A 25,633-nucleotide genomic window follows, 5' to 3' on the forward strand; every position below is an offset into this window, starting at 1 on the left:
TCAGCCGGTGGAACAGTGCGTCAACAACACTATTTTCCCAGCTCAGAAGCACCTTTCGTTGCTTTAACACACCCGACCGGCCCCACCCTCATGAAAACCCCGGGCTAGGAGCAGCTTTTCCATGCGCCTCATCCGACAGCTGTTAAGTGCCCTTCTGGGCGCCGCGATCCTCGCCGCCGCCCTGCTGGGCGCGGCTGCTCCAGCCTCGGCGCACGATGCCGCCGCATCCACCAGCCCGGCCTCCGGCGCAACGGTGGCGGCGCCGCCGGAGCAGGTATCGGTTACCTTCAACAAGAGTCCGCTCGCGCTGGGGGCGCAGATGCAGGTAAATGATGCAGCCGGCACCAACTGGTCCGACGGCGCCGTCGACATCGTCGACAACGTCGCCTCGCAGAAGCTCAAGTCCGGCGCCCCGGCCGGGGCCTACACCGTGGTGTGGCGCGTCGTCGGCTCGGATTCACACCCGATTGAAGGCAGCTTCACGTTCACGGCCACAGCCGGAGCCGCAGGCGCGACGGCGGCTGCCGCGGCTCCCACGATGGGAACCGCCCAGCCGGGCATCACGCAGGCGCCGGCGCAGCCGGCCAGCTCCGCGGAACCGTTCCCCTGGAGCATTGTGGTCTTTGTGGGAACGGCCGTCGGCATCCTGGTGGTCCTGGGCCTGATGGCAAAGAGCAGGCTCAAATCGGGCTCCGGCAGGGATGCCCGAAGCTGACCGGAAGCAACGCGGGGTCACTCCGGGCCCATCCGGCGCCCTTTGATGGGCCGTAACTGACCCCGCGTTGCTTCCGGTCGCCGCGTGACTTCGAGGCGGTGCGCCCAGCCTTGATCCGAGCCGTGATCCGAGCCTTAGGCCGGCGCGGCGACGGTGTAGCACCCCGGGAGGACGGCGGGAAAGCCGTCGGGGTAGACCTTGGCGGAGATCGCCTGGCCAACAACCTTCGCCTGGCGCAGCACTTCCTTGGGCGTCGGCGTGATGGGCTCGCCCACGCCCACGAGGTACATCCCCAGGGCGTGCATGGCCACCATCAGGTTTTCCCCCGCGGTCAGACCCAGCTCGGAGAGCAACCGGCGCAGCTGGCTGTGGGCACAGCGGGTCAGGACGAGGTGATCCGCCAGGAGGACGCCGCCTGGGGTACGGACGGCCCAGCGCTGGGTGGGTCCGGTGGCGCCGGCGTCAACGTGGTCCAGCTGCAGGGCCCGGATAGTGTTCCGGACGTCCAGCTTGTGGCTGGCAGCGTAGTTTCGCAGGTGACGGAGAATCTCGTTGCGCTCCCGCAGGCTGGCGGCGTCGGCAGCGTCGCAGCGTTGCAGGGAGGAAGTGTTGGCCGGATTCCCGGCGCCCAGCAGATCGAGTCCGTCCACAATGATGGAGTCCACGCCACGCCGCCGCAGCTCGCTGGCAACCGCCAGCCCGGACAGGCCGGTGCCGATGACGACGGCTGCGGTCCGTTCGATACCACCGGACATAGGCATGGTCGACACTGCAGGGTCCCTCCTCGAATGGTGCCAGCCGCGGGGCCGATGCCCCGGACGCATTCCGCTGCCCGCCCCCCAACACCTGCTCTCAACGCATCATAAGCAGCATCCGCGTTCTGAAACACGAGTCTCGGTTCAGCAACGCCTCGTAGACTACCTAACATTTCCTGCCTTGGATAGAGCAGACGCCACATGGGCGGCCCCGGAATTCCTGGGCTTTTCGGGCGGCCCCGAGGGCTTCCAGCACGGCCTCCGGGGCCGCCGGAGGCCGTGTCAACACTGGGTGAAACATGCATGACGATTGTCATCCCAGAGCTCCTCCCGCGCGCTTGCCAGTTCCCCGGAAACCGAGAATAGTTGTAAAGACCAGGGGTTCCAGCCGCAGATTCTTAGGGCGCGTCGCCAATGGACGCTGCACGCGCACACGTCTGGCAGAATGGCCGCAACATCAGGCAAGAATCGCGAGGAGGCGGACCCCATGGGCCGAGAACAGGTGCATCCGGATCCGGCAGGGGACACCCCCGGCGGATCGGCAGCTCCCCGGGGGATCGTGGTCGGCGTCGACGGTTCAGACCACAGCAAGTGCGCCCTGGTGTGGGCCGCCCGCGAAGCCGAACGCCGCAATCGCCCGTTGCACATCGTGACTGCCTATTCCGTTCCGATCTTCGCGGCGTCAGGGCTCGACGGCGGTTACGCCACCGTTGATGATTCGGTGATCCGCGAAGGCGCGGAGGCGATCCTGAAGCAGGCCGTGAACAAGGTCGCCGGATACCTGATCGACGTCGACGCCTCCGTCGAGAACGGCGATGCCTCCGGCGTCCTGCTGGAAATGTCCGAAACCGCGGAGCTGCTGGTCTTCGGCACCCGGGGCCGGGGCGGTTTCGTCGGCCGGCTGCTCGGTTCCGTCAGCAGCGCCCTCCCCGCACACGCCAAATGCCCCACGGTCACCGTGCCCCTGATCTGCGCCGACCGCCTCGGCGAAACCACCGACGACAAGCATGTTCTCGCGGAGCGGGCGAAGTCCGGTCACGTCCCGGTCGACAACGTGGTGGTGGTGGGGGTCGACGGTTCCGAACAGGCACGGGTGGCGGTGTTGGAGGCAGCGACGCAGGCCGAGCGCCTCTCGGCACCGCTGCGGGTGGTGTGCGCCGTCCCGCAGTACAACGGTTCGCTCGCCTGGGTACCCGCGCCGATGGACCGAGACGCGCTTTTCGCCGACATCAGGGTCCAGCTCGAGGCCGGCACTGCCTGGATCAGGAGCCACTTTCCGCACCTCACCGTGGAAACAGAGCTCGTGGATGGCTCACCCGTGGACATCCTCGTCGAGGCCAGCCGGCATGCGGAACTGGTGGTCGTTGGCACCCGCGGCCGTGGCGGCTTCGCCGGGATGCTGCTCGGGTCCACCTCCGACGGGATCCTGCACCACGCCAAGGGCCCCGTCATGGTGGTCCCGGACCGGGATGATCCCCGGCTGGCGGACCGGGTGAACTTTGGACCCATCCTCGGTGATTCATAGCCCGGAGCGGGCCGGGACCCGGCCCCAGACCCGGACCTCGGACGGGAAGGAGCCTGAGGCGCTGCAGGCCGGCACGTCGTGCCCGCCGGCCGCTTGAACCAATCTGCAAGGGAGGGGTGAAATGGGCCGCTTCCGGGCGTAATGTTAAGTCATGAGCTACGAGGTTGGAGCGCTGTCGCAATGACGCGGAAATGGTTGCGTTGGATTCCCGCTGTGGCGGTGCCTGCCGTGATCGCGGCCAGCGCCCTGTCCGGATCCCTTCCCGCGAGCGCCGGGGACCCGCTGCCGGAGAAGTCCCCGCAGCAGGTCTTGCTGATGATCGCCCAGCACGGCGAGAAATCCCTGTCCGGGACGCTGGAACAAAGCTCCGAGATCGGCCTGCCGGAACTTCCGACATCCCGACCCGGTGCGGGATCCCCGGAGACGGCCTGGCTCGAGCTGCTGACCGGACCGCACGCCGCCCGCGTCTACCTGGACGGGAAGGAAAAGGCCCGGGTGCAGATCATGGACCGGATGGCGGAACGGGACGCGGTCCGGAACGGTGACGAGCTCTGGTTCTACAATTCCAAGGACAACACGGCCGCCCACGCCCTGCTGCCCGCCGATGCTGACGGCCGCCACGAAGCCCGCCCCGGAACCGCCGCGACCCCCGAGGACGTGGCCGACAAGCTGCTCGCCAAACTCGACGCGAGCACCGCGGTGACCGTCGGACCGGATGTCCAGGTCGCCGGACGGGCAGCCTACAATCTCATGCTGACCTCGACGTCGGATGCCACCCTGGTTGATTCGGTCGCCATTGCGGTCGACGGCGAAAGCGGACTTCCGCTCGGCGTCGAAGTGATGGCGCGGGGACAGGCCGAGCCGGCCTTCAGCGTCGCCTACACGAGCCTCACACTTGAGGCCCCGGATTCCGCCATCTTCAACTTCACCCCGCCGCCCGGGGCCACCGTGGAGGAGATCCCGCTGCCGGACCACACGGCCGCCGCCATGCCGCCGTCGGACGCTGCCGCGGCGAAGGCTGCGAAGCGGCCCACCGTCACCGGCACGGGGTGGGCCTCGGTGCTCGAATTCCCGGCCGGGGCCATGGCGCTGCCTGGCCAGTCCCCGTCTCAGGATGGAGCCCCGGACCCTGCGGCCGCCAACCCCCTGCGGCCCGGCCCCTCCGACCTGGAAGGAACCCGGTCCGGTGCTGCCGCCCTGCTGGAGCAGGCCGCGGTCGCCGTCCCCGGCGGGCGGCTCGTGTCGACGTCGCTGGTGAATGTGCTGATCCTCGACGATGGGCGTGTCCTCGCCGGTTCCGTGCCGTTGGAGCGGCTGCAGGCCGCGGCCACGCCGCGGTGAACCACCCGGTGACCAACGAGTGACCGCCGCCGCGCCGGCGACAGAACTGAGCATCGAGACCACCGGTCTCAGCAAGCGCTTCGGCCACCAGCTTGCCGTCGACGGCGTTGATTTGGCCGTGCCCAAGGGCTCGGTTTTTGGCTTCCTGGGTCCCAACGGCTCAGGAAAAACCACCACGATCCGGCTCATGCTCGGGCTCGCCGCGCCCACGGGTGGCTCCGTCCGGCTCCTCGGCGAGGAAATGCCGCGGCAACTGCACGGGGTGCTGCCCCGGGTGGGTGCCCTGGTTGAGGGACCGGCCTTTTATCCTTTCCTCTCCGGCGCGGCCAACCTGCACCGTTTCGACGCCGCCGACCAGCATGTTCCCGCCGCCACGCGGAAGGCGCGGGTCCGCTCGGCGCTGGAACGGGTGGGACTGACGCATGCCGCCGACAAAAAGGTCAGGGCCTATTCGCTGGGCATGAAGCAGAGGCTCGGCATCGCCAACGCCCTGCTGGCCCCCCGGGACCTCCTGATCCTGGACGAACCCACCAACGGGCTGGATCCGCAGGGCACCCGCGAGGTCCGAAGCCTGGTCCGCTCGCTCGCGGCCGACGGCGCCACCGTGTTTGTCTCCAGCCACCTGCTGGCCGAGGTGGAACAGATCTGCACACACGCCGCCATCATGAGTGCGGGCCGGCTGGTGGCGCAGGGAACCCTTGCGGAACTGCGGCAGGGCGGGCAGGCGCGGATCCGGGTCTTGACGCCTGACCCGGGGACCGCGGCCGAAGTGCTGGCCCGGTTTGGCCTGAGCACTGCACTCCCCGGCGGCGGCGAAGTGCTCTACGCGCCGCTTCCCGCGGCGGCAGAGAATGGAGCCGTGGCGCCGGAGGCGGTGGTGGCCGCCCTGGTGGCTGCCGGCGTCCGGGTCCGGGGCTTCGCCACCGAGCAGGTCAGCCTCGAGGAACGCTTCGTGGCGCTGACGGGGGAGGGCTTTGACGTTGTCCAGTAAGGAATCCAGTCCCGGCGAATCAGCCCCGGCCGGTGAAAGCAGCTGTGACGGCACCGGCGGAAAACCCGGCGGAAGTCCCGCGGCTGCGTCCGCGTCCACGCCGCGGGGGCAGCGGGGCCGCGGTCTGCTCGCGTCCGAGCTCGGCGTGCTCTTCCGCCGCCGCCGGACCTGGGCCATGCTGTGCGCGCTGGCGGCCATTCCGATCCTGATCGCTGTGGCAGTGCGGCTGTCCTCTGCGGTGCCGCCAGGGCGGGGACCGGCGTTTCTGGACCGAATTTCGCAGAACGGCTTGTTTGTTGGCGTTACCGCCATGCTGGTCTCCGTCCCGCTGTTCCTTCCGCTGACCGTGGGGGTGGTGGCAGGGGATACCGTGGCCGGCGAGGCCGGGCTGGGTACGCTGCGGTACCTGCTGGTGGCGCCCGCGGGCCGGATCCGGCTGCTGCTCGTGAAATACGCCGGGGCCGTGGCCTTCGCCATCGCGGCGCCGCTCGTGGTGGCGCTGGTAGGGGCCGGCATCGGTGCAGCGCTCTTCCCGGTGGGGCCGGTCACGCTGCTCTCCGGGGATTCGATCGGGGCAGCTGAGGCACTGCAGCGTCTGCTGCTGATCGCCGCCTATCTTGCCGTGTCGCTGATGGGACTGTCGGCGATCGGGCTCTTCACGTCCACGCTCACGGACGTCCCCGTGGGTGCGATGGCGTCCACGGTGGTGCTTTCGGTGGTCTCGCAGGTCCTCGACGCCCTGCCGCAGCTGGAATGGCTGCACCCGTGGCTGTTCACCCACTACTGGCTGGACTTCGCGGACCTCCTGCGCCAGCCCATTGCCTGGGATTCCTTCCTCAGCAATGCGCTGTTACAGGGCGGCTACGTCGCCGTGTTCGGTGCGCTCGCCTACGGCCGGTTCATCACCAAGGACGTGCTTTCCTAAATCCGGCCTCCGGCCCGTGATCCAGGGCTCAGGCGTGCTGGTGTGACTCGTGCTCCGCGTGGGAGACCGGCTCCAGCTGGAAGGTGCAGTGTTCGGTGTCGAAGTGGGAGCCCATGCAGCTGACCAGCTTGTCCAGGATCTGGTCGGCGCCGCGGGCACCCAGGGCCGTATCCTCCACCACCACGTGGGCGGAAAACACGGGCACACCGGAGGTGATGGTCCAGATGTGGATGTCGTGCACGGACACCACACCCTCCACGGCAAGGATGTGCTCGCGGATCATCTGCACTTCCACCCCCTTGGGGGTCGCCTCGAGCAGCACGTCCACCACGTCGCGGAGCAGGTGCCAGGCCCGCGGCAGGATCATCAGCGCTATGACGATCGAGGCGATGGTGTCCGCCGCCTGGAAGCCCGTGACCATGATGACCACGGCGGCGGCGATGACGGCGAAGGAACCGAGCAGGTCGCCCAGGACCTCCAGGTACGCGCCGCGGACGTTGAGGCTCTCCTTCTGGGCGCCGCGGAGGATCAGCAGGGACACGAGGTTGGCGACGGCGCCGAGGACGGCGGCGTAAAGCATAACGTCGGTCTGCACCTCGGGGGTGGAGCCAAACCGGCGGATCGCCTCGGTGAAGATGACCACCGAGATCACGATCAGCACCAGGGCGTTGGCCAGGGCAGCCAGCACCTCGGCACGCTGGTAGCCGTAGGTGCGCTGGTCGCTGGCCGGCCGGGCGGCAATCCAGGCGGCCATCAGGGCAATGGACACCCCGGCCGCGTCGGACAGCATGTGGCCGGCGTCGGCCAGCAGGGCCAGGGACCCGGAAACCAGCGCCCCGACGATCTGGATCAGGACGACGGAGAGCGTGATGGCCAGGACGGCGACCAGACGCTTCCGGTGCTTGGCAGTGCCGGTAAGGCCGTGTGAGTGGTCGTGTCCCATGCCTACAAGGCTAGCCCCAGCCGAGCTCGTGCAGGCGATCGTCGCTGATGCCGAAGTGGTGTGCGATCTCGTGGACCACGGTGACGGTCACCTCGTCAATGACGTCCTCACGCGTTTCGCAGATGTCCAGGATCGGCTGGCGGTAGATGGTGATGCGGTCCGGCAGGGAGCCGGCGTCCCACCATGAGTCCCGTTCGGTCAGTGGCACGCCCTCGTAGAGGCCCAGCAGCACGGTGTCCGGATCGTCGCCGGGCTGGGGCGTGTAGTCGTCCTCGATGAAGATGGCCACGTTGTTCATCGTCTTGGCGAGGTCCGGCGGGATCCGGTCCAGGGCGTCGTTGACCGCGGCTTCGAAGTCGGTCTCGGACATCGGGAACGGCGTGATGTCATGGCCGGCGCCGTTCCCGCCGTCGTCCGGGCCGTCCGGGCCGGTCGGAATGATCGGGAGGCCTGGCGGCAGGGAGACGGGCATAGCTGAAACTCTAGCGCCGAATCAGCGGGACCGGCGCCGGGTGAGCCCCACCCCCACGAGGCAGACGGCGCCGCCGACCAGCCCCCAGGCGGTGGGGATCTCGCCGAGCACCAGCCAGGAGATCAGGATGGTGGTGCCGGGCACCAGATAGGTGGTGGCGGCGAGCCGGCCGGCGTCGATCAGCGACAGCGCGTAGGCCCAGGTGGTGAAGGCGATAGCGGTGGGGAAAACGCCGAGGTAGACCAGGCCCAGGGTGGCCGGCAGCGGTGCCGCCTGCAGTTCCGCGATCAGCTGGCCGCTGAAGGGCAGGCAGCAGACGGCGCCGACCATGATCCCGAACCAGGTGGCCTGGGCGGCGGGGATCTTCCGCAGCACCGGCTTCTGCACGATCACACTCACCGCGGCGAGGGCCGCCGCCAGGAGGCACAGCAGCACCCCGGCGACGTCGGCCGCGGACCGCTGGCCGGAGCCCAGGGCGATCACCGCGACCCCGCCAAAAGCCACAAGGCTGCCGATAATCAGCCAGCGCGGGAAGCCCTCCTTGAGGATCACGCCGGCCATGATGGCGACCAGGATCGGGTTGACGTTGATCAGCAGGGCGGCCGTGCCGGCGTCGAGAAGGTGCTCCGCGGCGTTCAGCGCCACGTTGTAGCCGCCGAACCACATCACACCGTAGGCCAGGATGGGCCACCATTCACGGCCCCGGGGGAGGTGGCTGTTCCCCAGAAGTTGCGGCAGCACCACCAGGCCCAGAACGACGGCGGCAATCGCCAGCCGGCCCAGGGTCAGGGAGCCGGGGGAGAAGCTCGGCCCCACGGCCCGGATGCCCACAAAAGCGGACGCCCACAGCACCACGGTGACCACGACGGCGGCGATGCCGAGCCTGCTGATCTGGCCCGGCGGCAGGGTCCTGGGCGGGGGAACGGGGGCGGGAGCGTGCGGCGGCACTTCGTGGGTGCCGTCCGGGTGCGTGCTGTCCGGCTGGGGGGAGCCTGTCTGGGCGGTTGTGGCCATGCTGCCAATCTAGTCCGGACAGCGCCCCGGGGACTGGCGGAAATCGGCCATGTCCAGCCGAGTTCCTGCCAACCGGGGACCCAGCCGCGCCCGGCGGCTCACCGGAGCGGGCGGGCGGCGGCCTGGATTGCGGCTGCGACCTCGTCGAGGGCAGCCGATCCGTGCCGCCACTGCTGCCAGTGGAGCGGCACGTCGACGTGCGCGGCGGGGTCCGGGGAGACCAGTGTGCGGCGCTTCAGTTCCTCCGACACTTCGATTTCGGGGAGCAGCCCCCAGCCCATCGACCAGCGGATGGCCTCGCCGAACTCGTGGGCTGCCGGGACATAATGCCGGGGCGGCTGGAGTGCTGCGCTGCCCACTGACCGCAGGTACCGGTCCTGCAGGTCGTCCTTGCGGTCGAAGATGATGACCGGGGCGGCGGCGAGCGTTTTGGCCGTTGCCCCGCCGGGGAACCACCGGGCTGCGAAGTCCGGGGTGCAGACCGGCAGGTAGCGCATCACACCCAGACGCCGGGAGGAACAGCCCGGCGCCGCCTTCGCCGTGGTGGTGATGGCTGCGGCTGCGGCGCCGCTGCGGAGGAGCTCCAGCGAGTAGTCCTGATCCTCGCGCAGAATCTCCAACTGGACCCTGTCTGCCACCGCGGCCAGCCCGGGCAGCGCCCAGGTGTGCAGGGAATCGCTGTTGATGATCAGGGTCAGCCGGACGCCGGCGTCCCGCGCGCCGGGCTGCAGCTCTTCGGCCAGATCGGCGGAGAGCATGTCCAGCTGCCGGGCGAAGCGCACCACCGCGTGGCCGGAGGAGGTGAGCTCGACGGGGCGGGTCCGTTTCAACACCGGCCGGCCGACGGCCACTTCGAGGGCGCGGACTCGCTGGCTCACCGCCGACGCCGTGACCCGGAGGTGGCCGGCGGCGGCCTCGAAGCTTCCGTGCGCCACGATGGCTGCCAGGGTCCGGGCCTGGTCCGGATGAATATCGATCATTAGCTCATCTTATGTTGGCCAACAATTATTAACTGGTTTCATGGTCCGGGGTTCTCTAGCGTGGAACCCGTGATCCTCTCTCTCCTTTCGGGCCTGGCAAGCGGGCTGTCCCTCATCGTCGCCATCGGTGCGCAGAACGCGTTCGTGCTCCGCCAGGGCGTCCAGCGCTCGCATGTTCTGCTGGTTGTAGCCGTGTGCGCCCTCTCCGACGTCGTGCTGATCGCGCTGGGCGTGGCCGGGGTGGGCGTCCTCATCGAGCTGGCGCCCGGCGTCCTCGAGGTCGTGCGCTGGGCCGGAGCCGCCTTCCTCCTGGCTTACGGGCTGATGGCTGCACTGCGGGCCGTCCGCGGAACGCAGGCGTCCCAGCCGGTGGCCGGGCAAAAGGGGACCTGGGTGGCCGCGCTGGGGACCTGCCTCGCGCTGACCTGGCTCAACCCCCACGTCTACCTGGACACCGTCCTGCTGTTGGGGTCCCTGGCCGGCACCCACGGCGCGGACGGGCGGTGGTGGTTTGCCGGCGGAGCTGGTCTGGGCAGCATCGCGTGGTTCGCCGCGCTCGGCACCGGCGCCCGGTTCCTCGCGCCGGTGTTCGCCCGGCCGGGCAGCTGGCGCGTGCTCGACGGCGGCATCGCCCTGGTCATGGTCGCCCTGGCTGTCATGCTCGTAGCCTGAGCCCGTCAGTCGTCCCGCCCAACAAAGCACAACACAACTCGACAAAGGAAGCTCCCATGTACGTCCCCTCGCATTTCGCCGCCGACCAGGGCGCCATCAACGAACTTCTCGCGAACCCGGGTGCGGCCAACCTGGTGACCTCGACGGAGCGCGGGCTGCTCGCTACGCTGCTGCCGTTCGTCCATGACCCGGAAGCCGGCGACCACGGGGCACTGCTGGGCCATCTTGCCCGCAACAACGACCAGTGGCAGCTGCCGGTACTGGGCGAATCCCTGGTCATCATCCACCGCCCCGATGCGTACATTTCTCCGGCGTGGTATCCGTCCAAGGCCGAACATGGCCGGGTGGTTCCCACCTGGAACTACACCACGGCGCACGTCTATGGCCGTCTGGTCATCCATGACGACCCGGTCTGGGTGGAAGACCTGGTCCGGCGGTTGACCACCATGCATGAAGCAGCGTCGGCAAAGCCCTGGACCGTGGACGATGCGCCGGCGCGATTCATCGCCGGGCAGCTCCGGGCCATTGTCGGCATCGAACTTGCCATCACGCGGGTGGAAGCGAAGCGGAAGCTGAGCCAGAACCGGCCGGCCGCCGATGTTGACGGGGTCATCGCTGGCCTGCGGGCCAAAGGTGATCTCGATTCGGCTCGCGACGTGGAGCGGGCGCAACAGGATCCGGGCCGCCGGAGCTGAACGCCCAGGAGGCGGCAACCGCCGATTTTGGATAATCCGGGGGTCTGCCCTTATAGTTTTATAGTCCAGTTCGGAGGAACCCGAAAGGACAAAAACGATCGGCTTCGGCCCGTGAATTTTTGTTCTTGTTTTCGTGTGTTTACCCGAATGGCGTTCTGGCCCCCATCGTCTAGCGGCCTAGGACACCGCCCTTTCACGGCGGCGGCACGGGTTCGAATCCCGTTGGGGGTACGCAAGGAACTGGTTAGGCCGGATGTGAAAGTCTGGTAGGCTAAAGGCCTTGAAAAATTGCGGTAGCGATACTGCAGCGAAGCAAGAAAACAGTAAGGCCCTGTAGCGCAGTTGGTTAGCGCGCCGCCCTGTCACGGCGGAGGTCGCGGGTTCAAGTCCCGTCAGGGTCGCTCTGATTGCCAGAAGAAATTCCGGCTCTCATGGTGACATGTCACCTCGGCTCTGTAGCTCAGTTGGTAGAGCGTTCGACTGAAAATCGAAAGGTCACCGGATCGACGCCGGTCGGAGCCACCACTGGGAAGCATCAGTTCTTCGGAACTGGTGCTTTTCTTCTTTAACCCCTTCCATTGCTCCGCAGCTGCCCTTCCGGCGGGGCAAAGGGCGTTTATGGAGCAACCGATGCCAGGTCGACGGCGTCGACGGCGGCTAATCCCCCTCCCCAGCGGCCACCTTGTCGGTGGCAGGTACTAGGGTGGTTCCAAAGAGAAGGGGAGTGCCTCATGGAATACCAGAATTCCCAGCCAGCAGCGGCCCCGGTGCCCGGGCTGGCCGCCGACCTGCCGCTGCCCGGTGCCGGCCGCACCGTCATTTCCGACACCGCCGTCGCGAAGGTCGCGGGCATCGCCGCCCGCTCAGTCCCCGGCGTGCACTCCCTGGGGACGGGCCCGTCCCGCGCGCTCGGCGCCTTCCGGGACGCCGTCGGCAGCTCGGACCACGCCGCCGGAGTCCGCGCCGAGGTCGGTGAAACCCAGGTAGCCGTCGACATTGACCTGGTGGCGCTTTACGGCACACCCCTTCACGCACTGGCGGACCAGATCCGCGCCGCCGTGTACACAGCGGTCGAGGAACTCGTCGGGCTCCAGGTCATCGAAGTGAACATCGAGATCAACGACGTCTACGTGCCCGGCCCGGCGAAGCCCGGTGCTCCGGCCGAGACCCGGCCTTCAAGGGAGCCAATCCAGTGAATCTGACGGTTGCGGGAATCGCAATGGGCGCCTTCGTCGCGTTCATGTCCTTCCAGTTCGGCGTATGGGGTTTCCTGGGCGCCCTGCTGTTCATGGGGATCGGGGCCCTGCTGGGCCGCGCCGCGGAAGGGAAACTGGACCTGCGCAGCGTGCTTGATGCCCTCACAGGCCGGCGTTCCTCCTCATGAGCGGGACAGCTGGTGCGGTCCACGCCGCCGCGATGGCTGGACATACCCGGATCAGCACCCAGGCGCTCACCAGCGTGGCCCGGGCCGCCGCGGCAGAAGCCTTGGGCGTCACGCCGCATGAGGTGCGGGCCGAGTGGTCCGACGACGACGGGCTGTTGGCGCTGTCCCTGGTCTCGCCCATCACCCTCCCGCCCCTGACCGCGGTCCTGCGGGACTCCGGACGCGTCGCGGGCTTCGGCGGCTCCGTCTGGGACCGGTCCGTGGCCGCCAAGGCTGAGATCCTGCGCCGCGTGACCGAGCTGAGCGGTGCCCGGCTGAGCCGGGTCGACATCCGGATCAGCGGCGCCAGCGTGAGTGAAGGACGGCGGGTCCATTGAGCCACTCCACCGACCGGCGCTCCAGCGGCGGACACCACGTACCGCCCGCTCCCAGCGCCGCGCCGTCCGCCGGCAACCCGTCAGCTGCCGGGACGGACGTCGAGGGGATGGGCCAGGTCCTCAGACGCGAGACCCACTCCTCCCGGGCCGTGGCCTCGATCATCGCCGCCGTGCTCGTCATTGCGCTGTGTGTCTACGCCCTGCTGGAAACTGCAGTCCGGGCCTTGGGCCAGCCGCCCTGGCTCGTGGATCCGCAGACAGCCGCGGAGCAGGCCGTGGCGCTCCCGAACGGGGTCCGGCCGCTCTTGCTTGGCGTCGTGGGCGCGGTGCTGGTTATGGCAGGGCTGTTCTTCGTCCTGAACGCGGTGCTGCCGGGACGACGTGCCCGCCACCTCCTGCGGGACAACCGCGCCGCCGTCGTCGTGGACGACGAAGTGATAGCCTCCGCGCTCGCGCGGCGGGCACGGCTGGCCGCCAACGTGAGCCAGGAACAGGTGATGGTGACAGTGTCCCGACAGCGGGTCGAAGTCAACGTCCGTCCCACCTCCGGCATCCCGCTGAGACGGGATGCCGTCCTCGCAGCCGTCCAGGATGAGCTCCGGGACATGGGATTGTCGCCGACGCCGGAGGTCCGGATCAACGTGGCCTCGGCTGGGGTGGTCGGCGCATGAACGGCACCCCCAGAACCCTCAACCGGATCCTGATCGGCGTCCTCGGCTTCAAGCTCCTGGCCATCGGAATACTGCTCATCCTGCTGGCGAGCGTGCCCGCGGTCGCCGAATGGTGGCAGGGCTGGGCTGCCGGCGTTTGGAGCATCTGGCGCGACCTTTTTGAGCGCACGCGTTTCCCCGGGCGCGCGGAGAGTTGGCTGTGGATCTTCGTGGTCCTGGTGCTGCTGCTCGTGATTGGTGCCATGGTGGCCTGGGTTGCCCAGCAGGGCAAGGGCCGGGCCAACTTCCTGGTAACGGACGAGGATCCGGGCGAGGTGCCCGGAAGCGTCAGGATCGGCAGTGGAGTAGCCGAGCAGGCACTTCGGGCCGCGCTGGCAGACCGTCCGGACCTGGCCGGCACGAGCGTTGCCACCTATGAATTCCGCGGCGAACCGGCCCTGCGAATCAGGATCCAGCCCCGCCATGGAGTGGCCCCGCACCGGCTCGCAGCCGAGGTGTCCGCCCTTGTGGAGGCGCTCGACGTTGCGCTGGGAAAACGCACCCTGGTACTCATCCATATCGCCTCGGGTGCCCGGTCCAGGTTTGGTCGGGCCGAGCGGGTCCGCTGACCGGCGTGAGCTTCCGGTAGCATTTTTTGCCGGGCACTGTGGGGGCGCCCCGACGTCGGATTCCGTTGAATCGGCGCGGGCTGGCACACAAAACCGGCTGTGGCACAAGAGTCTCCTTCCAGTAAAGGTCCATGTAAACGCTTGCATTTCACGCCGGGTGGTGATTATTGTGATGGGCACCACACGAACGCACGGCCGTTTTATTGTCCGGTACTCAGCGAGGAGCCCCCAAGTATGAAAACACCGAAGTTCTTACTTCCCGTCGCCGCAGCAGGCGTCCTAGCCCTGACTCTCTCCGCCTGTGGCGGCGGAGCAGGCGGCACGACCGCCGCCGGCGCCGACGCCGAGCAGGGCCTCGACAGCCGCGGTCCCATCACCTACGTCCAGGGCAAGGACAACAGCAACGTGGTTCGTCCGCTGATCGAGAAGTGGAACGCGGCCCACCCGGATGAGAAGGTCACGTTCAAGGAGCAGACCGACCAGGCCGACCAGCAGCACGATGACCTCGTCCAGAACTACCAGGCCAAGAACCCCAACTACGACGTCGCAAGCGTCGACGTCGTGTGGACTGCAGAGTTCGCCGCCAAGGGCTGGCTGCAGCCGCTCAAAGACAAGATGGCCGTAGACACGGCGGGCATGCTGGAGCCCACCGTTGACGCAGGCTCCTACAAGGGGACGCTCTACACGGCCCCGGTGTCATCCGACGGCGGCATTCTCTACTACCGCACGGACCTCGTCCCCACGGCTCCCAAGACCTGGGACGAGATGATGGGCATGTGCTCCATCGCCGAGGAGAACGGCATCGGCTGCTTCGCCGGCCAGTACGCCAAGTACGAGGGCCTCACCGTCAACGCCTCCGAGGCCATCAACTCCGCCGGCGGTTCCGTGCTCGACGCGGACGGCAAGCCAAGCCTGAACACCCCCGAGGCCAAGGAAGGCCTCGAAAACCTCGCCACAGCCTACGCGGACGGCAACATCCCCAAGGAGGGCATCACCTTCCAGGAGGAGCAGGGCCGCCAGGCCTTCCAGGACGGCAAGCTCCTCTTCCACCGGAACTGGCCCTACGTCTACAACCTGGCCGCCACGGAAGGATCCTCGCAGGTCAAGGACGTCCTCGGCATGACCGCACTGCCCGGCAAGGACGGCCCCGGCGCCTCGACGCTGGGCGGACACAACGCAGCCATCAGCGTCTACTCGAAGAACAAGGCCACGGCCCTGGACTTCGTAAAGTTCCTCGTCAACGAAGAGAACCAGAAGTTCTTCGCCACCCAGGGCTCACTGGCCCCGGTCCTGGAGTCCCTCTACGCCGACCAGGAACTCGTCACCAAGCTGCCGTACCTCCCGGTGCTGAAGACCTCAATCGAGAACGCCGTGCCGCGTCCGGTCACCCCCTTCTACCCGGCAGTAACCAAGGCCATCCAGGAAAATTCCTACTCGGCCATCAAGGGCGAGAAGACCGTGGACGCGGCTTTGTCCGATATGCAGAAGTCCATCGAGTCCGCGAGCGCGGGACAGTAGCCTAGCCATGGCAACCGAATTGGGCCCGGCGCCGGTCAAGGAACCGGCGTCGGGCGGTACCCCGACCCACCACGCACCCAAGGGCGTGGGGGAGGACAACGCGATTGCGAGCCAGGGCAAGTGGGCCTCCTGGCTCCTGGCGCCCACCATGGTCGCGCTGGCCATTGTGATCGTTTACCCGATCATCAGCGCCATCGTGATGTCTTTCCAGAAGGACGCCGGCCTTGACCCCGACACGGGGCTCTTCACCGCCGGCGGCCCGGCCGGATTCTCGAATTACGTCAACTGGATTTTCCAGCAGTGCGCTGCTCCGGGCGGCGGAACCGTGGCGTGCCCGCCGGGAACCCTCGGTGCGCAGTTCTGGTCCGCCACCGGGACGACCTTCTACTTCACCATCATCACGGTGACGCTGGAGACGATCCTCGGCTTCTGGATGGCGATCATCATGGCGCGGACCTTCCGGGGCCGCAGCCTGGTCCGCGCAGCTGTTCTGGTGCCGTGGGCCATCCCCACCGCCGTCACGGCCCAGCTGTGGCTGTTCATCTTCGCTTTTGAAGGCATTGGCAACAAGCTGTTCAACACCACGATCCTGTGGACGGGCAGCGAAATCCCTGCCCGGTGGGCCGTCATCATCGCCGACACCTGGAAAACGACGCCATTCATGGCACTGCTGATCCTGGCGGGGCTGCAGATGATTCCAGCAGATGTCTACGAAGCGGCCAAGGTCGACGGCGCCTCTGCCTGGCAGCGGTTCCGGATGATCACCCTGCCGCTGGTGAAGCCGGCGCTGATGGTCGCAATCCTTTTCCGGACCCTGGATGCCCTGCGGATGTTCGACCTCCCGTACATCCTGACGGAAGGCTCCAACAACACCACCACGCTTTCCATTCTGGTGGTCAACCAGATCAGGCAAGGCTTCAACGCCGCCGCCGCCCTGTCCACCATCACATTCATCATCATCTTCATGGTGGCCTTCATTTTCGTCCGCTTCCTCGGAGCAAACGTCGTGGAGCAGCAACCCGGCACAGGTAAGGGGAAGAAATGACCGCCGCGACCGAACTCCGGGCCCGGCAGGACCAGGGCCGAAAAGCAGCCCAGAACCGCGAGAAATGGGCGAGCGTCCGCACCTATATCAGTGCGGCCGTCATCCTGATCTGGTGCCTCGCACCGGCGTACTGGATGGTGGTGACGGCGTTCCGCGACGTCGGCTTCACCTACGACACCTCGCTCCTGCCCACCCACGTGACGCTCGACAACTTCGTTACGGCCTTCGATACCTCATTCGGCAACCGGTTCGGCCAGGCGCTCCTGAACAGTGTGTTCATCGGTGTGACGGTGACGCTGATCTCGCTGGTGCTCGGCGTTTTCGCGGCCTATGCCCTGGCCCGGCTGAACTTCCGGTTCAAGTACCTGGTGCTGGGCTTCATCCTGGGGGCGTCCATGTTCCCCGGCGTCGCCCTCATCACCCCGCTGTTCCAGCTGTTCACCAATATCGGCTGGATCGGCACCTACCAGGCACTCATCATTCCGAACATCTCCTTCGTCCTCCCGCTGACGGTCTACACCATGACGTCATTCTTCCGGGAAATGCCGTGGGAGCTTGAGGAAGCGGCCCGGGTGGACGGCTGCACCCAGGGGCAGGCGTTCCGGCGGGTGATCATGCCGCTGGCGGCACCGGCCATCTTCACGACGGCGATCCTGGCGTTCATTTCCTCCTGGAATGAGTTCCTGATTGCCAGCCAGCTCTCCAATGATGCGACCCAGCCGGTGACGGTGGCCATTGCCAACTTTGCCGGGGCCCAGCCGCAGCAGATTCCCTACACGGCGATCATGGCCGCGGGAACGATCGTCACAATTCCGCTGGTCATCCTGGTGCTGGTCTTCCAGCGTAAGATCGTCGCGGGCCTCACCGCCGGCGCTGTGAAGTGACGGCCTGGCCATGAACACCAACCCGGGCCACGGTCTGGTCCGCAACGAACACCGCCGCGTCCGCTCCGCGGAGGATTTCGACATCATCATCGGTCTCCTCGGGTTCTGGGCACTTGTGCTGCTGGTCATCACCGTCTGGATGGAGGTGACCGCCCAGCCTGCGCTTGGCTGGGCTCTGGGCCTGCTGGCCATGGTGCTGGTCCTGTACGGCTTGATCCGGCTGCGCCGCCGCCTGCCGGAAAGGACGGCAACCCGCCGCAAGTGAACGCGGGGTCACTTTGCGCCCATCCCGAGGGGGTTTATGGGCGGCAAGTGACCCCGCGTTGCTTGGGAGGGGCATTTGTTGCCGTGCGGAGGCGGGGTAATGGAGTGCTTCGGAGGCCGTGAGTTGCCTCAGGAGCCAGTCGACAAGGGGACACGGTGGCAAAGGCAGCAGACAGGGCACAGCGCGGAGGACACTCCGGCGTCAGCATCGAGGATGTGGCCGCCGCCGCCGGAGTGTCCACTGCCACCGTGTCCCGCGCCGTCCGCGGCCTGCCCAGGGTTTCGCCGGCAACCCGGGAGAAAATCCTGGGCATCGCCGAGGACCTGGGCTACGTCGCCTCCTCCTCGGCGTCCGGGCTGGCCACCGGGCGCACCAAAACCATCGGCGTGCTGGCCCCCTTCGTCAGCCGCTGGTTCTTCTCCAAGGCCATCGAGGGCGCCGACCGTGAACTGCACGCCCGGCAGTACAACCTCTCGCTCTTCAACCTGGGCGGCCACGGCAGCCACCGTGAGCGGCTCTTCAGCAAGACCATGGTCTACAAGCAGATCGACGCGCTGCTGGTCCTGTGTATGGCGCTGACCCATGAGGAAATCGAACACCTGCAGAAGATCGACATCCCGTTGGTCGTCATCGGCGGCCACGTCGAGGAATGCCCCTACATCGCGATCGACGACTACGCCGCCGCCGCCACGGCCGTGCGGCACCTGATCGACCTCGGCCACACGGACATCGCCCTGCTGCACGGCGACGACGAAACCGACCTCAACTTCGACGTCCCCCGGGTCCGGATCAAGGCCTACCAGGACATCATGGCCGAAACCGGGCTGGACATCCGGGAGGAATGGGACGAACGGGGGGACTTCACGGTCCGCAGCGGCCAGGACGCCTTCCACCGGCTCTGGGACAGGCCCGGACCGAAGCCCACGGCAATCTTCTGCGCCTCGGATGAGATGGCCCTGGGGATCATCTTTGAAGCCACCCGGGCCGGGGTGAAGGTCCCTGAGGACCTCTCCGTCATCGGGATCGACGACCACGACTTTTCCGAGGCCATGGGTCTCACCACGGTCGGGCAGCGCCCGGACGAGCAGGCCGAACTGGGCACGAAAATGCTGCTGGACGAGCTCGACGGGATCGCCGGATCAGTGCGCTCCACGATAGCCCCGCACCAGCTGATTGTCCGAAGCACGACGGCGCCGCCCAGGAGCGCGGGGCGGCAGTCCTGAAGGGTGCCGCGCCGGGGATCCCCACCGTCACGCCGGCCGCCCGTGGCACCCGCCGGCCGGGCCCGGTGGCCTGTCAGGAAGCGCGGGCGAGCTGCCGGATCGGGATCCAGCGCGATGCCAGCCTGCGGTAGGCGGCGGCGGCCCCGGTCATGTCCCCTTCGGCCAGGCACTCAATGCCCAGCCGGACATCCATAGGCGAGTCATCCGGGTAGACCTTGTCCGCCACGCCGCCGTAGTCCAGTTCCACCACGGACTCCGGGTGGAAGAGCTCCAGCCATTCGGTGAGCTGGGTCAGGTCATCGAGCATGTCCAGGTCCGGCGCGGCCAGGGCCAGATGGGCCACAGCGTAGCCGACCCGCTCCAGGGCCTCCCCGATCGTCGCGCGGATGCGCACGGTAAGGATTCGCCCCTCGGATTCCACCACGTCCGTGGGGTCCGATTCCTTGAACAGACAGAACCAGCTGAAGGGGATGCCCCACGTGGACGCCCGGGTGTGCACGCGGCCCAGCCCGGAATGCGCCTGCACTTCATCGATGCGCTCCTGGTGCTTGTCGCGCTGCTCCTCCGGGATGAGCAGCTGGGCCAGCGGCCCGTGGATGCCTTCCATCAGGGCGTTCGCCGCCAGCCCGGCCCGGAGCACCAGCTGGCTGGGGCAGTACAGCAGCCGCTCCGGCGGTCCGGCGTCCGGAGCCCCGGCGTCGGGAGCCCCGGCGTCCGGAGCAGGGCCTGCCTCCGGGGCCGTGCCGCCGGGGGCAGTGCCGTCGCTCCGCGGGACGGCAACGACCCTGACCAGATCCGTCGCCCCGGTGGGGAACGGGTCCCCGCCCGGGCGGGTGATGCGGCCGAGGGAGGCCAGCAGCTCGGCTTTTTCGACGGCAGCCCGGGAAATGCTCCGGTCCCACGCCGCGCGCAGGGCATCGTGCTGGTCCGCCGGAAACGCCTCGAGGGGTTCGTAGACCCGCAGCGTGGAGGAGAACGGCAGCCCGGCCTGGCCGCGGTAGAGGTTTCCCGTCATTGGACCACGTCGCTTCCCTGGGCTGGACCCATCAGTCGCTCAGCTCGACAATCACGGGGGCGTGGTCCGAGGCGCCCTTGCCCTTGCGTTCCTCGCGGTCGATCGCGGCGCCGGTGACCCGGGCGGCCAGTGCGGGCGAGGCCAGGACGAAGTCGATCCGCATGCCTTCCTTTTTCGGAAAGCGCAGCTGCGTGTAGTCCCAGTACGTGTAGACGCCCGGCCCGGGGGTGTGCGGGCGGACAACGTCCTGGAAACCGGCGTTCTCAAACGCGTGAAAGGCCGCCCGTTCCGGTTCGCTCACATGGGTGAGGCCCCCGGTGCGGAAGTAGTCGATGTCCCAGACGTCGTCGTCCTGCGGGGCAATGTTCCAGTCGCCCATCAGGGCAATCTGCGCTTCGGGGTCCTCCTGGAGCCAGCCCTCGGCATGGGACCGCAGGGCATCCAGCCAGCTGAGCTTGTAGGGCATGTGTTCATCGTCGAGGGCCCGGCCGTTGGGAACATAGAGGCTCCAGACCCTGATCCCGCCGCAGGTGGCGCCGATGGCGCGGGCCTCCTGCACGGCGTCCTTGCCGTTCTTGCCGAAGACGGGCTGGTCCAGGAAGGTGCGTTCGACGTCGTCGATCCCCACCCGGGAGGCGATCGCGACGCCGTTCCACTGGCTCAAGCCGAAGTGCGCCACCTCGTAGCCCATGTTCTCGAACAGCTCCCAGGGGAAGTTCTCGTCCTTGCACTTGGTTTCCTGGATGGCCAGGACATCACAGTCGGTGCGCTGAAGCCAGGCTTCAACACGGTCGGCACGGGCGCGGAGCGAGTTCACATTCCAGGTAGCTATCTTCACAATCCCTAACTTACCGAACTTGGCTGCCGGACGAAGCTGCGTGCCGGCGACGCCCCTCTGGAATTTAGTAGGAAGTCCGAGTATATTCGGGAGCAGAAGATGGCGTGGGTCACACGCCCTGCCGTCACTTCGGCAATCACACGGTGCAAAGGAGCATTCCATCATGGTTCGCGAACTATCCCATTACATTGACGGACAGCATGTTGAAGGCACTTCGGGGCGCTTCAGCGATGTCTACGATCCGTGCACCGGCGAGGTCCAGGCGAGGGTTCCCCTGGCCAGTGCCGAGGAAGTCCGCAACGTGGTCTCCAACGCGGAAAAGGGCCAGCTCGAATGGGCGGCCCTGAACCCGCAGCGCCGCGGGCGGATCCTGCTCAAGTTCGTCGACCTGGTCAACCAGAACCTGGACGAACTCGCCACGCTGCTGTCCTCGGAACACGGCAAGACCTTCCTCGACGCGAAGGGTGACATCCAGCGCGGCATCGAGGTCGTGGAATTCGCCGCAGGCGCCCCGCACCTGCTCAAGGGCGAATTCTCGGACAACGCCGGAACCGGCGTCGACGTCCACTCGCTGCGCCAGCCGCTCGGCGTCGTCGCCGGGATCACGCCCTTCAACTTCCCGGCGATGATCCCGCTCTGGAAGTCCGGCCCGGCGCTCGCCGCGGGCAACTCCTTCATTCTCAAGCCGTCCGAGCGGGACCCCTCCGTGCCGCTGCGTCTCGCGGAACTCTTCACCGAGGCGGGGCTGCCCGCCGGTGTCTTCAACGTCGTCAACGGCGACAAGGAAGCGGTCGATGCGCTGCTGGAGGACCCCCGGGTCCAGGCCATCGGCTTCGTCGGCTCCACGCCGATCGCGCAGTACATCTACACCACCGCCGCCGCGAACGGCAAACGCGCCCAGTGCTTTGGCGGGGCCAAGAACCACATGGTCATCATGCCCGACGCCGACCTGGACATGGCCGCGGACGCTCTGATGGGCGCCGGTTTCGGCTCCGCCGGCGAACGCTGCATGGCGATCTCGGTGGCCGTGCCGGTCGGCAAAGCCACCGGTGACGCGCTGGTCGCCAAGCTGGAGGAGCGGATCGCGGACCTCAAGGTCGGCCACAGCCTCGCCAAGGACTCGGACTTCGGCCCCGTCGTGGCGGCCTCCGCCAAGGAACGGATCGAAGGCTACATCCAGGCCGGCATCGACGAGGGCGCCACCCTGCTGGCCGACGGTCGCGGCCTCAAGGTCGAGGGCTACGAGGGCGGCTTCTGGGTCGGCCCCACCCTCTTCGACAACGTCACGAAGGACATGACGATCTACAAGGAAGAAATCTTCGGCCCGGTGCTGAGCGTCCTCCGGGCGGAGGACTACGACGAGGCCCTGCGCCTGTGCAGCGAGCACGAATTCGGCAACGGTGTGGCCATCTTCACCCGCGACGGCGACTCCGCCCGCGACTTCGCCAGCCGGGTCCAGGTGGGCATGGTGGGCATTAACGTCCCCATCCCGGTGCCGATCGCCTACTTCACCTTCGGCGGCTGGAAGGCCTCCGGCTTCGGTGACCTCAACCAGCACGGGGCGGACGCCTTCCGCTTCTACACCAAGACCAAAACGGTCACCACCCGCTGGCCCTCCGGCATCCGCACCGGTGCCAGCTTCGTGATGCCGGAAGGCAGTTGATGACGGGCAGGCATTCCTCCGACGCCACGTCGGAGGAGGTGCTGTTCGAACGGCGCGGCGGCCTCGGTGTGGTCACGCTCAACCGGCCCCAGGCCGTCAACGCGCTCACCGCGGGCATGGCATCGGCCATGCTGGTCCAGCTCACCCTCTGGGCAGATGACGACGCCGTGGCGGCGGTGCTGGTCCGCGGCGCCGGTGACCGGGGGCTGTGCGCCGGCGGCGACATCGTGGCCATTTACCGGGACATGCTCGAGGGCGGCGACGCGACGGCTGACTTCTGGGCCGAGGAATACCGGATGAACGCGCTCATTTCGGGCTACCCGAAGCCGTACGTGGCGTTCATGGACGGACTGGTCCTCGGCGGCGGAGTGGGGATCTCCGCGCACGGCTCGGTCCGGATCGTCACCGAACGGACCCGGATGGGCATGCCGGAGACCACCATCGGGTTTGTGCCCGACGTCGGCGGAACCCTGCTGCTCTCCCGCTCGCCGGGGGAGTCCGGCACCCATGCGGCCCTCACCAGCGCGCACCTGAGCGGCGCCGACGCCCTGTTCCTGGGGCTCGCGGACCACTTCGTTCCGTCCGCGAAGCTCGCGGACCTTGCCGAGGCGCTGGAGAGCGAAGCAGCGGACGACGCCGTCGCGCGCTTCGCCGAGGAGGCCCCGCCCTCCGTCCTCGCAGCCCAGCAGGAATGGATAGACGCCTGCTATTCGAGTGACGACGCCGGGGAGATCGTGCGCCGGCTGCGGGCAGTGGGCGGGGAAGCATCCGATGCCGCCGACACCATCGAAGCCAAGTCGCCGACCGCCGTGAAAGTCGCGCTGGAATCCCTGCGCCGGGTCAGGGGACTGGGCCTCGAGGAAGCCCTGGAACAGGAGTACCGGGTGGGCCTGCGGTTCCTCTCCGGTCCCGACTTCCGCGAAGGCATCCGCGCCCAGGTGGTGGACAAGGACCGCAGCCCGCACTGGCAGCCCGCCACGCTGGCGGACGTCAGCCGCGACGACGTCGAATCCTATTTTGCTCCGCTGGGCGACCGTGAACTGATGCTTTCGAAGGAGCGCAACAATGTCTGAACCATCGACGGCTGAACCGGGCCGGCCCGGGGCGCAGAGCGGCCCCGTCGCCTTCCTCGGCCTGGGCCACATGGGCGGGCCGATGGCCATCAACCTGGTCAAGGCCGGCTACACCGTGACCGGCTTCGACGTGGTGCCGGCCGCCCTGGAAACTGCCCGGGCGCACGGCATCGCCACTACGGACACCGCCGCCGAGGCCGTGGCCGGCGCAACCGTCGTCCTGACCATGCTGCCCAGCGGCAAACACCTGCTGGATGCCTACCGCGGCACCCCGGGACAGCCGGGACAGCACGGCCAGCCGGGCCAGCCCGGCCTGCTCGCCACCGCAGCCCCCGGCACCCTCTTCCTGGACTGCTCCACCATCAACGTGGATGAGGCCCGGGAGGCGGCCGAACTCGCCGTGGCGGCGGGGCACCGTGCCGTCGATGCCCCGGTTTCCGGCGGGGTCGTCGGGGCCGAAGCGGGTACCCTGACCTTCATGGTGGGGGCACTTCCGGCGGACTTCGAGGCGGTCAAGCCGATGCTCGAGGTGATGGGCAAGCGTGTGGTCCACTGCGGGGAACATGGCGCAGGACAGGCTGCGAAGATCTGCAACAACATGATCCTCGGCGTCTCGATGATCGCGGTCAGCGAAGCCTTTGTGCTGGGCGAGAAGCTGGGACTGACCCACCAGGCACTGTTCGACGTCGCCTCCGCGGCCTCGGGCCAGTGCTGGGCGCTGACCACCAACTGCCCCGTGCCAGGGCCGGTGCCGGCGAGCCCCGCCAACCGCGACTACCAGCCCGGCTTCGCCGGGGCCCTCATGGCGAAGGACCTCAAGCTGGCACTCAACGCGCTCCAAAGCACGGGCGTCGCCGCCAGGCTGGGTCCGCTCGCGTCCGAAATCTACGATAGCTTCGCCGCGGACGGCGGGGCGGGCCGGGACTTCTCCGGCATCATCACCGACATCCGGGACAAATCCGGACACTAGCCGGGTCTGATCACCGGGAAGCCGGACACCAAATATTTCTGAACAGCAGCTGAGGGGACAGGCATGACGGAGCAGTACACAAACATTCTGGTGGAGCGCCGTGGCCGGGTGGGGCTCGTGACGCTCAACCGGCCGGAGGCGCTGAACGCCCTCAACAAGGCCACCATGGACGAACTCGTGGCCGCCGTGTCGGCCATGGATGTGGACCCCGGGGTGGGGGCGGTCGTGCTGACCGGCTCCGCCAAGGCCTTCGCGGCCGGGGCGGACATCAAGGAAATGCAGTCCAAGGGCTACATGGACATGTATGCAGAGGACTGGTTCCGCGGCTGGGAAGACTTCACCCGGCTGCGCATCCCGGTGGTCGCGGCCGTGTCCGGGTTCGCCCTGGGCGGCGGTTGTGAGCTCGCGATGATGTGCGATTTCATCATTGCCGGGGACAACGCCAAGTTCGGCCAGCCGGAAATCAACCTGGGCGTGCTGCCCGGCATGGGCGGCTCGCAGCGCCTCACCCGCGCTGTGGGCAAATCCAAGGCGATGGACATGATCCTGACCGGACGCTTCATGGACTCCGCAGAAGCCGAACGCGCAGGCCTCGTGTCCCGTGTGGTGCCGGCCGCCGACGTGGTGGACGAGGCCCTGAAGGCCGCCGCGGTGATTGCCTCCAAGTCCAAGCCGGTGGCGATGGTGGCCAAGGAAGCCGTCAACACCGCCTTCGAGACCGGGCTGGCCCAGGGTGTGCTGTTTGAACGGCGGGTGTTCCACTCGCTGTTCGCCACCGAGGACCAGAAGGAAGGCATGGCAGCCTTCGCGGAGAAGCGCCAGCCGGACTTCACACACCGCTAGCCAGGGACGCACGGACCTTCCTGCGATGCGGGAAGCCGTCCATGATGCGCAAAAGCCCTGCCGCCGCCGGATTCCGGTAGCGGCAGGGCTTTTGCGCGTCGTCAGGCCGGATCCGCCGCGTGCGCCCCGCGCTCTCCGCGGCTACCTCTTTTAGGAGGTAGTTGGATGTCCATGCTTTTCGTTACCGTGAGTTTAGTCACAAATCCGTGCATCGAGGCTGACATCAAA

General features: G+C 67.7%; 28 protein-coding genes and 3 tRNA genes. 24 read left to right on the top strand and 7 right to left on the bottom strand.

The features are described 5' to 3' along the window. The first annotated feature begins 121 nt into the window (after window positions 1-121). Window positions 122-715: a copper resistance CopC family protein gene (locus tag ACZYX4_RS09435; protein WP_463875323.1), complete on the top strand. Its 594-nt coding sequence runs from the start codon at window positions 122-124 to the stop codon at window positions 713-715. Window positions 716-849: 134 nt separating this feature from the next. On the opposite strand, the gene ACZYX4_RS09440 is transcribed toward ACZYX4_RS09435, so the two are convergent. After that, complete coding sequence (locus ACZYX4_RS09440) at window positions 850-1,476, bottom strand: FAD-binding protein (protein ID WP_463875563.1); 627 nt, start codon at window positions 1,474-1,476, stop codon at window positions 850-852. A 481-nt stretch (window positions 1,477-1,957) separates the two neighbouring features. Between ACZYX4_RS09440 and ACZYX4_RS09445 the strand changes: the two genes are divergently transcribed. The 4 genes from ACZYX4_RS09445 (at window position 1,958) to ACZYX4_RS09460 (ending at window position 6,252) form a co-directional block, all read left to right on the top strand. Next, window positions 1,958-2,995 carry a universal stress protein gene (locus tag ACZYX4_RS09445; protein WP_463875565.1) on the top strand — a complete coding sequence of 346 codons (1,038 nt, stop codon included), beginning with the start codon at window positions 1,958-1,960 and terminating at the stop codon, window positions 2,993-2,995. 180 nt (window positions 2,996-3,175) lie between these two features. After that, window positions 3,176-4,336, top strand: coding sequence for a LolA family protein (locus ACZYX4_RS09450; RefSeq protein ID WP_463875324.1), 1,161 nt, complete (start codon window positions 3,176-3,178; stop codon window positions 4,334-4,336). 19 nt (window positions 4,337-4,355) lie between these two features. Beyond that, window positions 4,356-5,327: an ABC transporter ATP-binding protein gene (locus ACZYX4_RS09455; RefSeq protein ID WP_463875325.1), complete on the top strand. Its 972-nt coding sequence runs from the start codon at window positions 4,356-4,358 to the stop codon at window positions 5,325-5,327. A 175-nt stretch (window positions 5,328-5,502) separates the two neighbouring features. Continuing rightward, complete coding sequence (locus tag ACZYX4_RS09460) at window positions 5,503-6,252, top strand: ABC transporter permease (protein WP_463875567.1); 750 nt, start codon at window positions 5,503-5,505, stop codon at window positions 6,250-6,252. A gap of 28 nt (window positions 6,253-6,280) precedes the next feature. Here the strand turns inward: ACZYX4_RS09460 and ACZYX4_RS09465 are convergent, their stop codons facing one another. The 4 genes from ACZYX4_RS09465 to ACZYX4_RS09480 all read right to left on the bottom strand — a co-directional run bounded on the left by ACZYX4_RS09465 (window position 6,281) and on the right by ACZYX4_RS09480 (window position 9,661). Further along, window positions 6,281-7,195: a cation diffusion facilitator family transporter gene (locus tag ACZYX4_RS09465; protein ID WP_463875326.1), complete on the bottom strand. Its 915-nt coding sequence runs from the start codon at window positions 7,193-7,195 to the stop codon at window positions 6,281-6,283. Window positions 7,196-7,205: 10 nt separating this feature from the next. Then, window positions 7,206-7,667, bottom strand: a complete 462-nt coding sequence (locus ACZYX4_RS09470; RefSeq protein ID WP_463875327.1) for a metallopeptidase family protein — start codon at window positions 7,665-7,667, stop codon at window positions 7,206-7,208. Window positions 7,668-7,688: 21 nt separating this feature from the next. Beyond that, the gene (locus tag ACZYX4_RS09475; RefSeq protein ID WP_463875328.1) at window positions 7,689-8,681 is read right to left on the bottom strand and encodes a DMT family transporter; all 993 of its coding nucleotides are present in this window, start codon (window positions 8,679-8,681) and stop codon (window positions 7,689-7,691) included. A 98-nt stretch (window positions 8,682-8,779) separates the two neighbouring features. After that, window positions 8,780-9,661, bottom strand: a complete 882-nt coding sequence (locus ACZYX4_RS09480) for an ArgP/LysG family DNA-binding transcriptional regulator (protein WP_463875329.1) — start codon at window positions 9,659-9,661, stop codon at window positions 8,780-8,782. 69 nt (window positions 9,662-9,730) lie between these two features. On the opposite strand from ACZYX4_RS09480, the gene ACZYX4_RS09485 reads away from it, so the two are divergent. The 15 genes from ACZYX4_RS09485 (at window position 9,731) to ACZYX4_RS09555 (ending at window position 19,003) form a co-directional block, all read left to right on the top strand. Beyond that, a complete protein-coding gene (locus tag ACZYX4_RS09485) occupies window positions 9,731-10,333 on the top strand; it encodes a LysE/ArgO family amino acid transporter (RefSeq protein WP_463875330.1) in 603 nt (200 codons plus the stop codon). A gap of 56 nt (window positions 10,334-10,389) precedes the next feature. Beyond that, the gene (locus tag ACZYX4_RS09490) at window positions 10,390-11,028 is read left to right on the top strand and encodes an FMN-binding negative transcriptional regulator (RefSeq protein WP_463875331.1); all 639 of its coding nucleotides are present in this window, start codon (window positions 10,390-10,392) and stop codon (window positions 11,026-11,028) included. Window positions 11,029-11,186: 158 nt separating this feature from the next. Beyond that, window positions 11,187-11,259, top strand: a tRNA-Glu gene (locus ACZYX4_RS09495). Between the two features lie 96 nt (window positions 11,260-11,355). Further along, a tRNA-Asp gene (locus ACZYX4_RS09500) sits at window positions 11,356-11,429 on the top strand. Between the two features lie 48 nt (window positions 11,430-11,477). Continuing rightward, window positions 11,478-11,553, top strand: a tRNA-Phe gene (locus ACZYX4_RS09505). Between the two features lie 206 nt (window positions 11,554-11,759). Then, complete coding sequence (locus tag ACZYX4_RS09510) at window positions 11,760-12,224, top strand: Asp23/Gls24 family envelope stress response protein (protein WP_463875332.1); 465 nt, start codon at window positions 11,760-11,762, stop codon at window positions 12,222-12,224. After that, on the top strand, window positions 12,221-12,412 hold the full coding sequence (locus ACZYX4_RS09515) for a hypothetical protein (protein WP_463875333.1): 192 nt from the start codon (window positions 12,221-12,223) through the stop codon (window positions 12,410-12,412). The genes ACZYX4_RS09510 and ACZYX4_RS09515 overlap by 4 nt, the downstream gene beginning before the upstream one ends. After that, window positions 12,409-12,789, top strand: coding sequence for a hypothetical protein (locus ACZYX4_RS09520; protein ID WP_463875334.1), 381 nt, complete (start codon window positions 12,409-12,411; stop codon window positions 12,787-12,789). Before ACZYX4_RS09515 ends, ACZYX4_RS09520 begins: the two co-directional genes overlap by 4 nt. A gap of 107 nt (window positions 12,790-12,896) precedes the next feature. Next, the gene (locus tag ACZYX4_RS09525; protein ID WP_463875569.1) at window positions 12,897-13,460 is read left to right on the top strand and encodes a DUF6286 domain-containing protein; all 564 of its coding nucleotides are present in this window, start codon (window positions 12,897-12,899) and stop codon (window positions 13,458-13,460) included. Next, the gene (locus ACZYX4_RS09530; RefSeq protein ID WP_463875335.1) at window positions 13,457-14,068 is read left to right on the top strand and encodes a hypothetical protein; all 612 of its coding nucleotides are present in this window, start codon (window positions 13,457-13,459) and stop codon (window positions 14,066-14,068) included. The genes ACZYX4_RS09525 and ACZYX4_RS09530 overlap by 4 nt, the downstream gene beginning before the upstream one ends. A 234-nt stretch (window positions 14,069-14,302) precedes the next feature. Then, a complete protein-coding gene (locus tag ACZYX4_RS09535; protein ID WP_463875336.1) occupies window positions 14,303-15,586 on the top strand; it encodes an ABC transporter substrate-binding protein in 1,284 nt (427 codons plus the stop codon). A 7-nt stretch (window positions 15,587-15,593) separates the two neighbouring features. Next, window positions 15,594-16,631, top strand: coding sequence for a carbohydrate ABC transporter permease (locus ACZYX4_RS09540; protein WP_463875337.1), 1,038 nt, complete (start codon window positions 15,594-15,596; stop codon window positions 16,629-16,631). After that, the gene (locus ACZYX4_RS09545; RefSeq protein ID WP_463875338.1) at window positions 16,628-17,515 is read left to right on the top strand and encodes a carbohydrate ABC transporter permease; all 888 of its coding nucleotides are present in this window, start codon (window positions 16,628-16,630) and stop codon (window positions 17,513-17,515) included. Before ACZYX4_RS09540 ends, ACZYX4_RS09545 begins: the two co-directional genes overlap by 4 nt. Window positions 17,516-17,525: 10 nt before the next feature. Then, entirely contained in the window at window positions 17,526-17,780 is a 255-nt protein-coding gene (locus ACZYX4_RS09550; protein WP_463875339.1) for a hypothetical protein, read from the top strand. A 155-nt stretch (window positions 17,781-17,935) separates the two neighbouring features. Then, the gene (locus ACZYX4_RS09555; protein WP_463875340.1) at window positions 17,936-19,003 is read left to right on the top strand and encodes a LacI family DNA-binding transcriptional regulator; all 1,068 of its coding nucleotides are present in this window, start codon (window positions 17,936-17,938) and stop codon (window positions 19,001-19,003) included. Between the two features lie 73 nt (window positions 19,004-19,076). Here ACZYX4_RS09555 and ACZYX4_RS09560 read toward each other — a convergent pair whose 3' ends face one another. Together ACZYX4_RS09560 and ACZYX4_RS09565 are read right to left on the bottom strand one after the other, a co-directional pair. Beyond that, window positions 19,077-20,018 carry a DUF8083 family protein gene (locus tag ACZYX4_RS09560; protein ID WP_463875341.1) on the bottom strand — a complete coding sequence of 314 codons (942 nt, stop codon included), beginning with the start codon at window positions 20,016-20,018 and terminating at the stop codon, window positions 19,077-19,079. A 31-nt stretch (window positions 20,019-20,049) separates the two neighbouring features. Further along, window positions 20,050-20,856 carry an exodeoxyribonuclease III gene (locus tag ACZYX4_RS09565; RefSeq protein ID WP_463875342.1) on the bottom strand — a complete coding sequence of 269 codons (807 nt, stop codon included), beginning with the start codon at window positions 20,854-20,856 and terminating at the stop codon, window positions 20,050-20,052. A 163-nt stretch (window positions 20,857-21,019) separates the two neighbouring features. On the opposite strand from ACZYX4_RS09565, the gene ACZYX4_RS09570 reads away from it, so the two are divergent. The 4 genes from ACZYX4_RS09570 (at window position 21,020) to ACZYX4_RS09585 (ending at window position 25,405) form a co-directional block, all read left to right on the top strand. Continuing rightward, window positions 21,020-22,519: a CoA-acylating methylmalonate-semialdehyde dehydrogenase gene (locus tag ACZYX4_RS09570; protein WP_463875343.1), complete on the top strand. Its 1,500-nt coding sequence runs from the start codon at window positions 21,020-21,022 to the stop codon at window positions 22,517-22,519. Continuing rightward, window positions 22,519-23,592 (top strand): enoyl-CoA hydratase/isomerase family protein, encoded by a 1,074-nt coding sequence (locus ACZYX4_RS09575; RefSeq protein ID WP_463875344.1) that lies wholly within the window; start codon window positions 22,519-22,521, stop codon window positions 23,590-23,592. The genes ACZYX4_RS09570 and ACZYX4_RS09575 overlap by 1 nt, the downstream gene beginning before the upstream one ends. Then, entirely contained in the window at window positions 23,585-24,562 is a 978-nt protein-coding gene (gene mmsB, locus ACZYX4_RS09580; RefSeq protein WP_463875345.1) for a 3-hydroxyisobutyrate dehydrogenase, read from the top strand. The genes ACZYX4_RS09575 and mmsB overlap by 8 nt, the downstream gene beginning before the upstream one ends. A gap of 63 nt (window positions 24,563-24,625) precedes the next feature. After that, entirely contained in the window at window positions 24,626-25,405 is a 780-nt protein-coding gene (locus ACZYX4_RS09585) for an enoyl-CoA hydratase (protein ID WP_463875346.1), read from the top strand. Window positions 25,406-25,633: the final 228 nt, after the last annotated feature.

It is taken from the genome of Pseudarthrobacter leeuwenhoeki (assembly GCF_055412885.1).

What these genes read in the sequence shown, in the direction of transcription:
- ACZYX4_RS09460 (WP_463875567.1), top strand. Translation starts at nt 5,503, where the DNA reads ATGCTGTGCGCGCTGGCGGCCATTCCGATCCTGATCGCTGTGGCAGTG.
- ACZYX4_RS09570 (WP_463875343.1), top strand. Translation starts at nt 21,020, where the DNA reads ATGGTTCGCGAACTATCCCATTACATTGACGGACAGCATGTTGAAGGC.
- mmsB (WP_463875345.1), top strand. Translation starts at nt 23,585, where the DNA reads ATGTCTGAACCATCGACGGCTGAACCGGGCCGGCCCGGGGCGCAGAGC.
- ACZYX4_RS09520 (WP_463875334.1), top strand. Translation starts at nt 12,409, where the DNA reads ATGAGCGGGACAGCTGGTGCGGTCCACGCCGCCGCGATGGCTGGACAT.
- ACZYX4_RS09440 (WP_463875563.1), bottom strand. Translation starts at nt 1,476, where the DNA reads ATGCCTATGTCCGGTGGTATCGAACGGACCGCAGCCGTCGTCATCGGC.
- ACZYX4_RS09490 (WP_463875331.1), top strand. Translation starts at nt 10,390, where the DNA reads ATGTACGTCCCCTCGCATTTCGCCGCCGACCAGGGCGCCATCAACGAA.
- ACZYX4_RS09510 (WP_463875332.1), top strand. Translation starts at nt 11,760, where the DNA reads ATGGAATACCAGAATTCCCAGCCAGCAGCGGCCCCGGTGCCCGGGCTG.
- ACZYX4_RS09530 (WP_463875335.1), top strand. Translation starts at nt 13,457, where the DNA reads ATGAACGGCACCCCCAGAACCCTCAACCGGATCCTGATCGGCGTCCTC.
- ACZYX4_RS09475 (WP_463875328.1), bottom strand. Translation starts at nt 8,681, where the DNA reads ATGGCCACAACCGCCCAGACAGGCTCCCCCCAGCCGGACAGCACGCAC.
- ACZYX4_RS09445 (WP_463875565.1), top strand. Translation starts at nt 1,958, where the DNA reads ATGGGCCGAGAACAGGTGCATCCGGATCCGGCAGGGGACACCCCCGGC.
- ACZYX4_RS09525 (WP_463875569.1), top strand. Translation starts at nt 12,897, where the DNA reads ATGGGCCAGGTCCTCAGACGCGAGACCCACTCCTCCCGGGCCGTGGCC.
- ACZYX4_RS09435 (WP_463875323.1), top strand. Translation starts at nt 122, where the DNA reads ATGCGCCTCATCCGACAGCTGTTAAGTGCCCTTCTGGGCGCCGCGATC.
- ACZYX4_RS09470 (WP_463875327.1), bottom strand. Translation starts at nt 7,667, where the DNA reads ATGCCCGTCTCCCTGCCGCCAGGCCTCCCGATCATTCCGACCGGCCCG.
- ACZYX4_RS09545 (WP_463875338.1), top strand. Translation starts at nt 16,628, where the DNA reads ATGACCGCCGCGACCGAACTCCGGGCCCGGCAGGACCAGGGCCGAAAA.
- ACZYX4_RS09535 (WP_463875336.1), top strand. Translation starts at nt 14,303, where the DNA reads ATGAAAACACCGAAGTTCTTACTTCCCGTCGCCGCAGCAGGCGTCCTA.
- ACZYX4_RS09560 (WP_463875341.1), bottom strand. Translation starts at nt 20,018, where the DNA reads ATGACGGGAAACCTCTACCGCGGCCAGGCCGGGCTGCCGTTCTCCTCC.
- ACZYX4_RS09575 (WP_463875344.1), top strand. Translation starts at nt 22,519, where the DNA reads ATGACGGGCAGGCATTCCTCCGACGCCACGTCGGAGGAGGTGCTGTTC.
- ACZYX4_RS09480 (WP_463875329.1), bottom strand. Translation starts at nt 9,661, where the DNA reads ATGATCGATATTCATCCGGACCAGGCCCGGACCCTGGCAGCCATCGTG.
- ACZYX4_RS09465 (WP_463875326.1), bottom strand. Translation starts at nt 7,195, where the DNA reads ATGGGACACGACCACTCACACGGCCTTACCGGCACTGCCAAGCACCGG.
- ACZYX4_RS09540 (WP_463875337.1), top strand. Translation starts at nt 15,594, where the DNA reads ATGGCAACCGAATTGGGCCCGGCGCCGGTCAAGGAACCGGCGTCGGGC.
- ACZYX4_RS09450 (WP_463875324.1), top strand. Translation starts at nt 3,176, where the DNA reads ATGACGCGGAAATGGTTGCGTTGGATTCCCGCTGTGGCGGTGCCTGCC.
- ACZYX4_RS09585 (WP_463875346.1), top strand. Translation starts at nt 24,626, where the DNA reads ATGACGGAGCAGTACACAAACATTCTGGTGGAGCGCCGTGGCCGGGTG.
- ACZYX4_RS09550 (WP_463875339.1), top strand. Translation starts at nt 17,526, where the DNA reads ATGAACACCAACCCGGGCCACGGTCTGGTCCGCAACGAACACCGCCGC.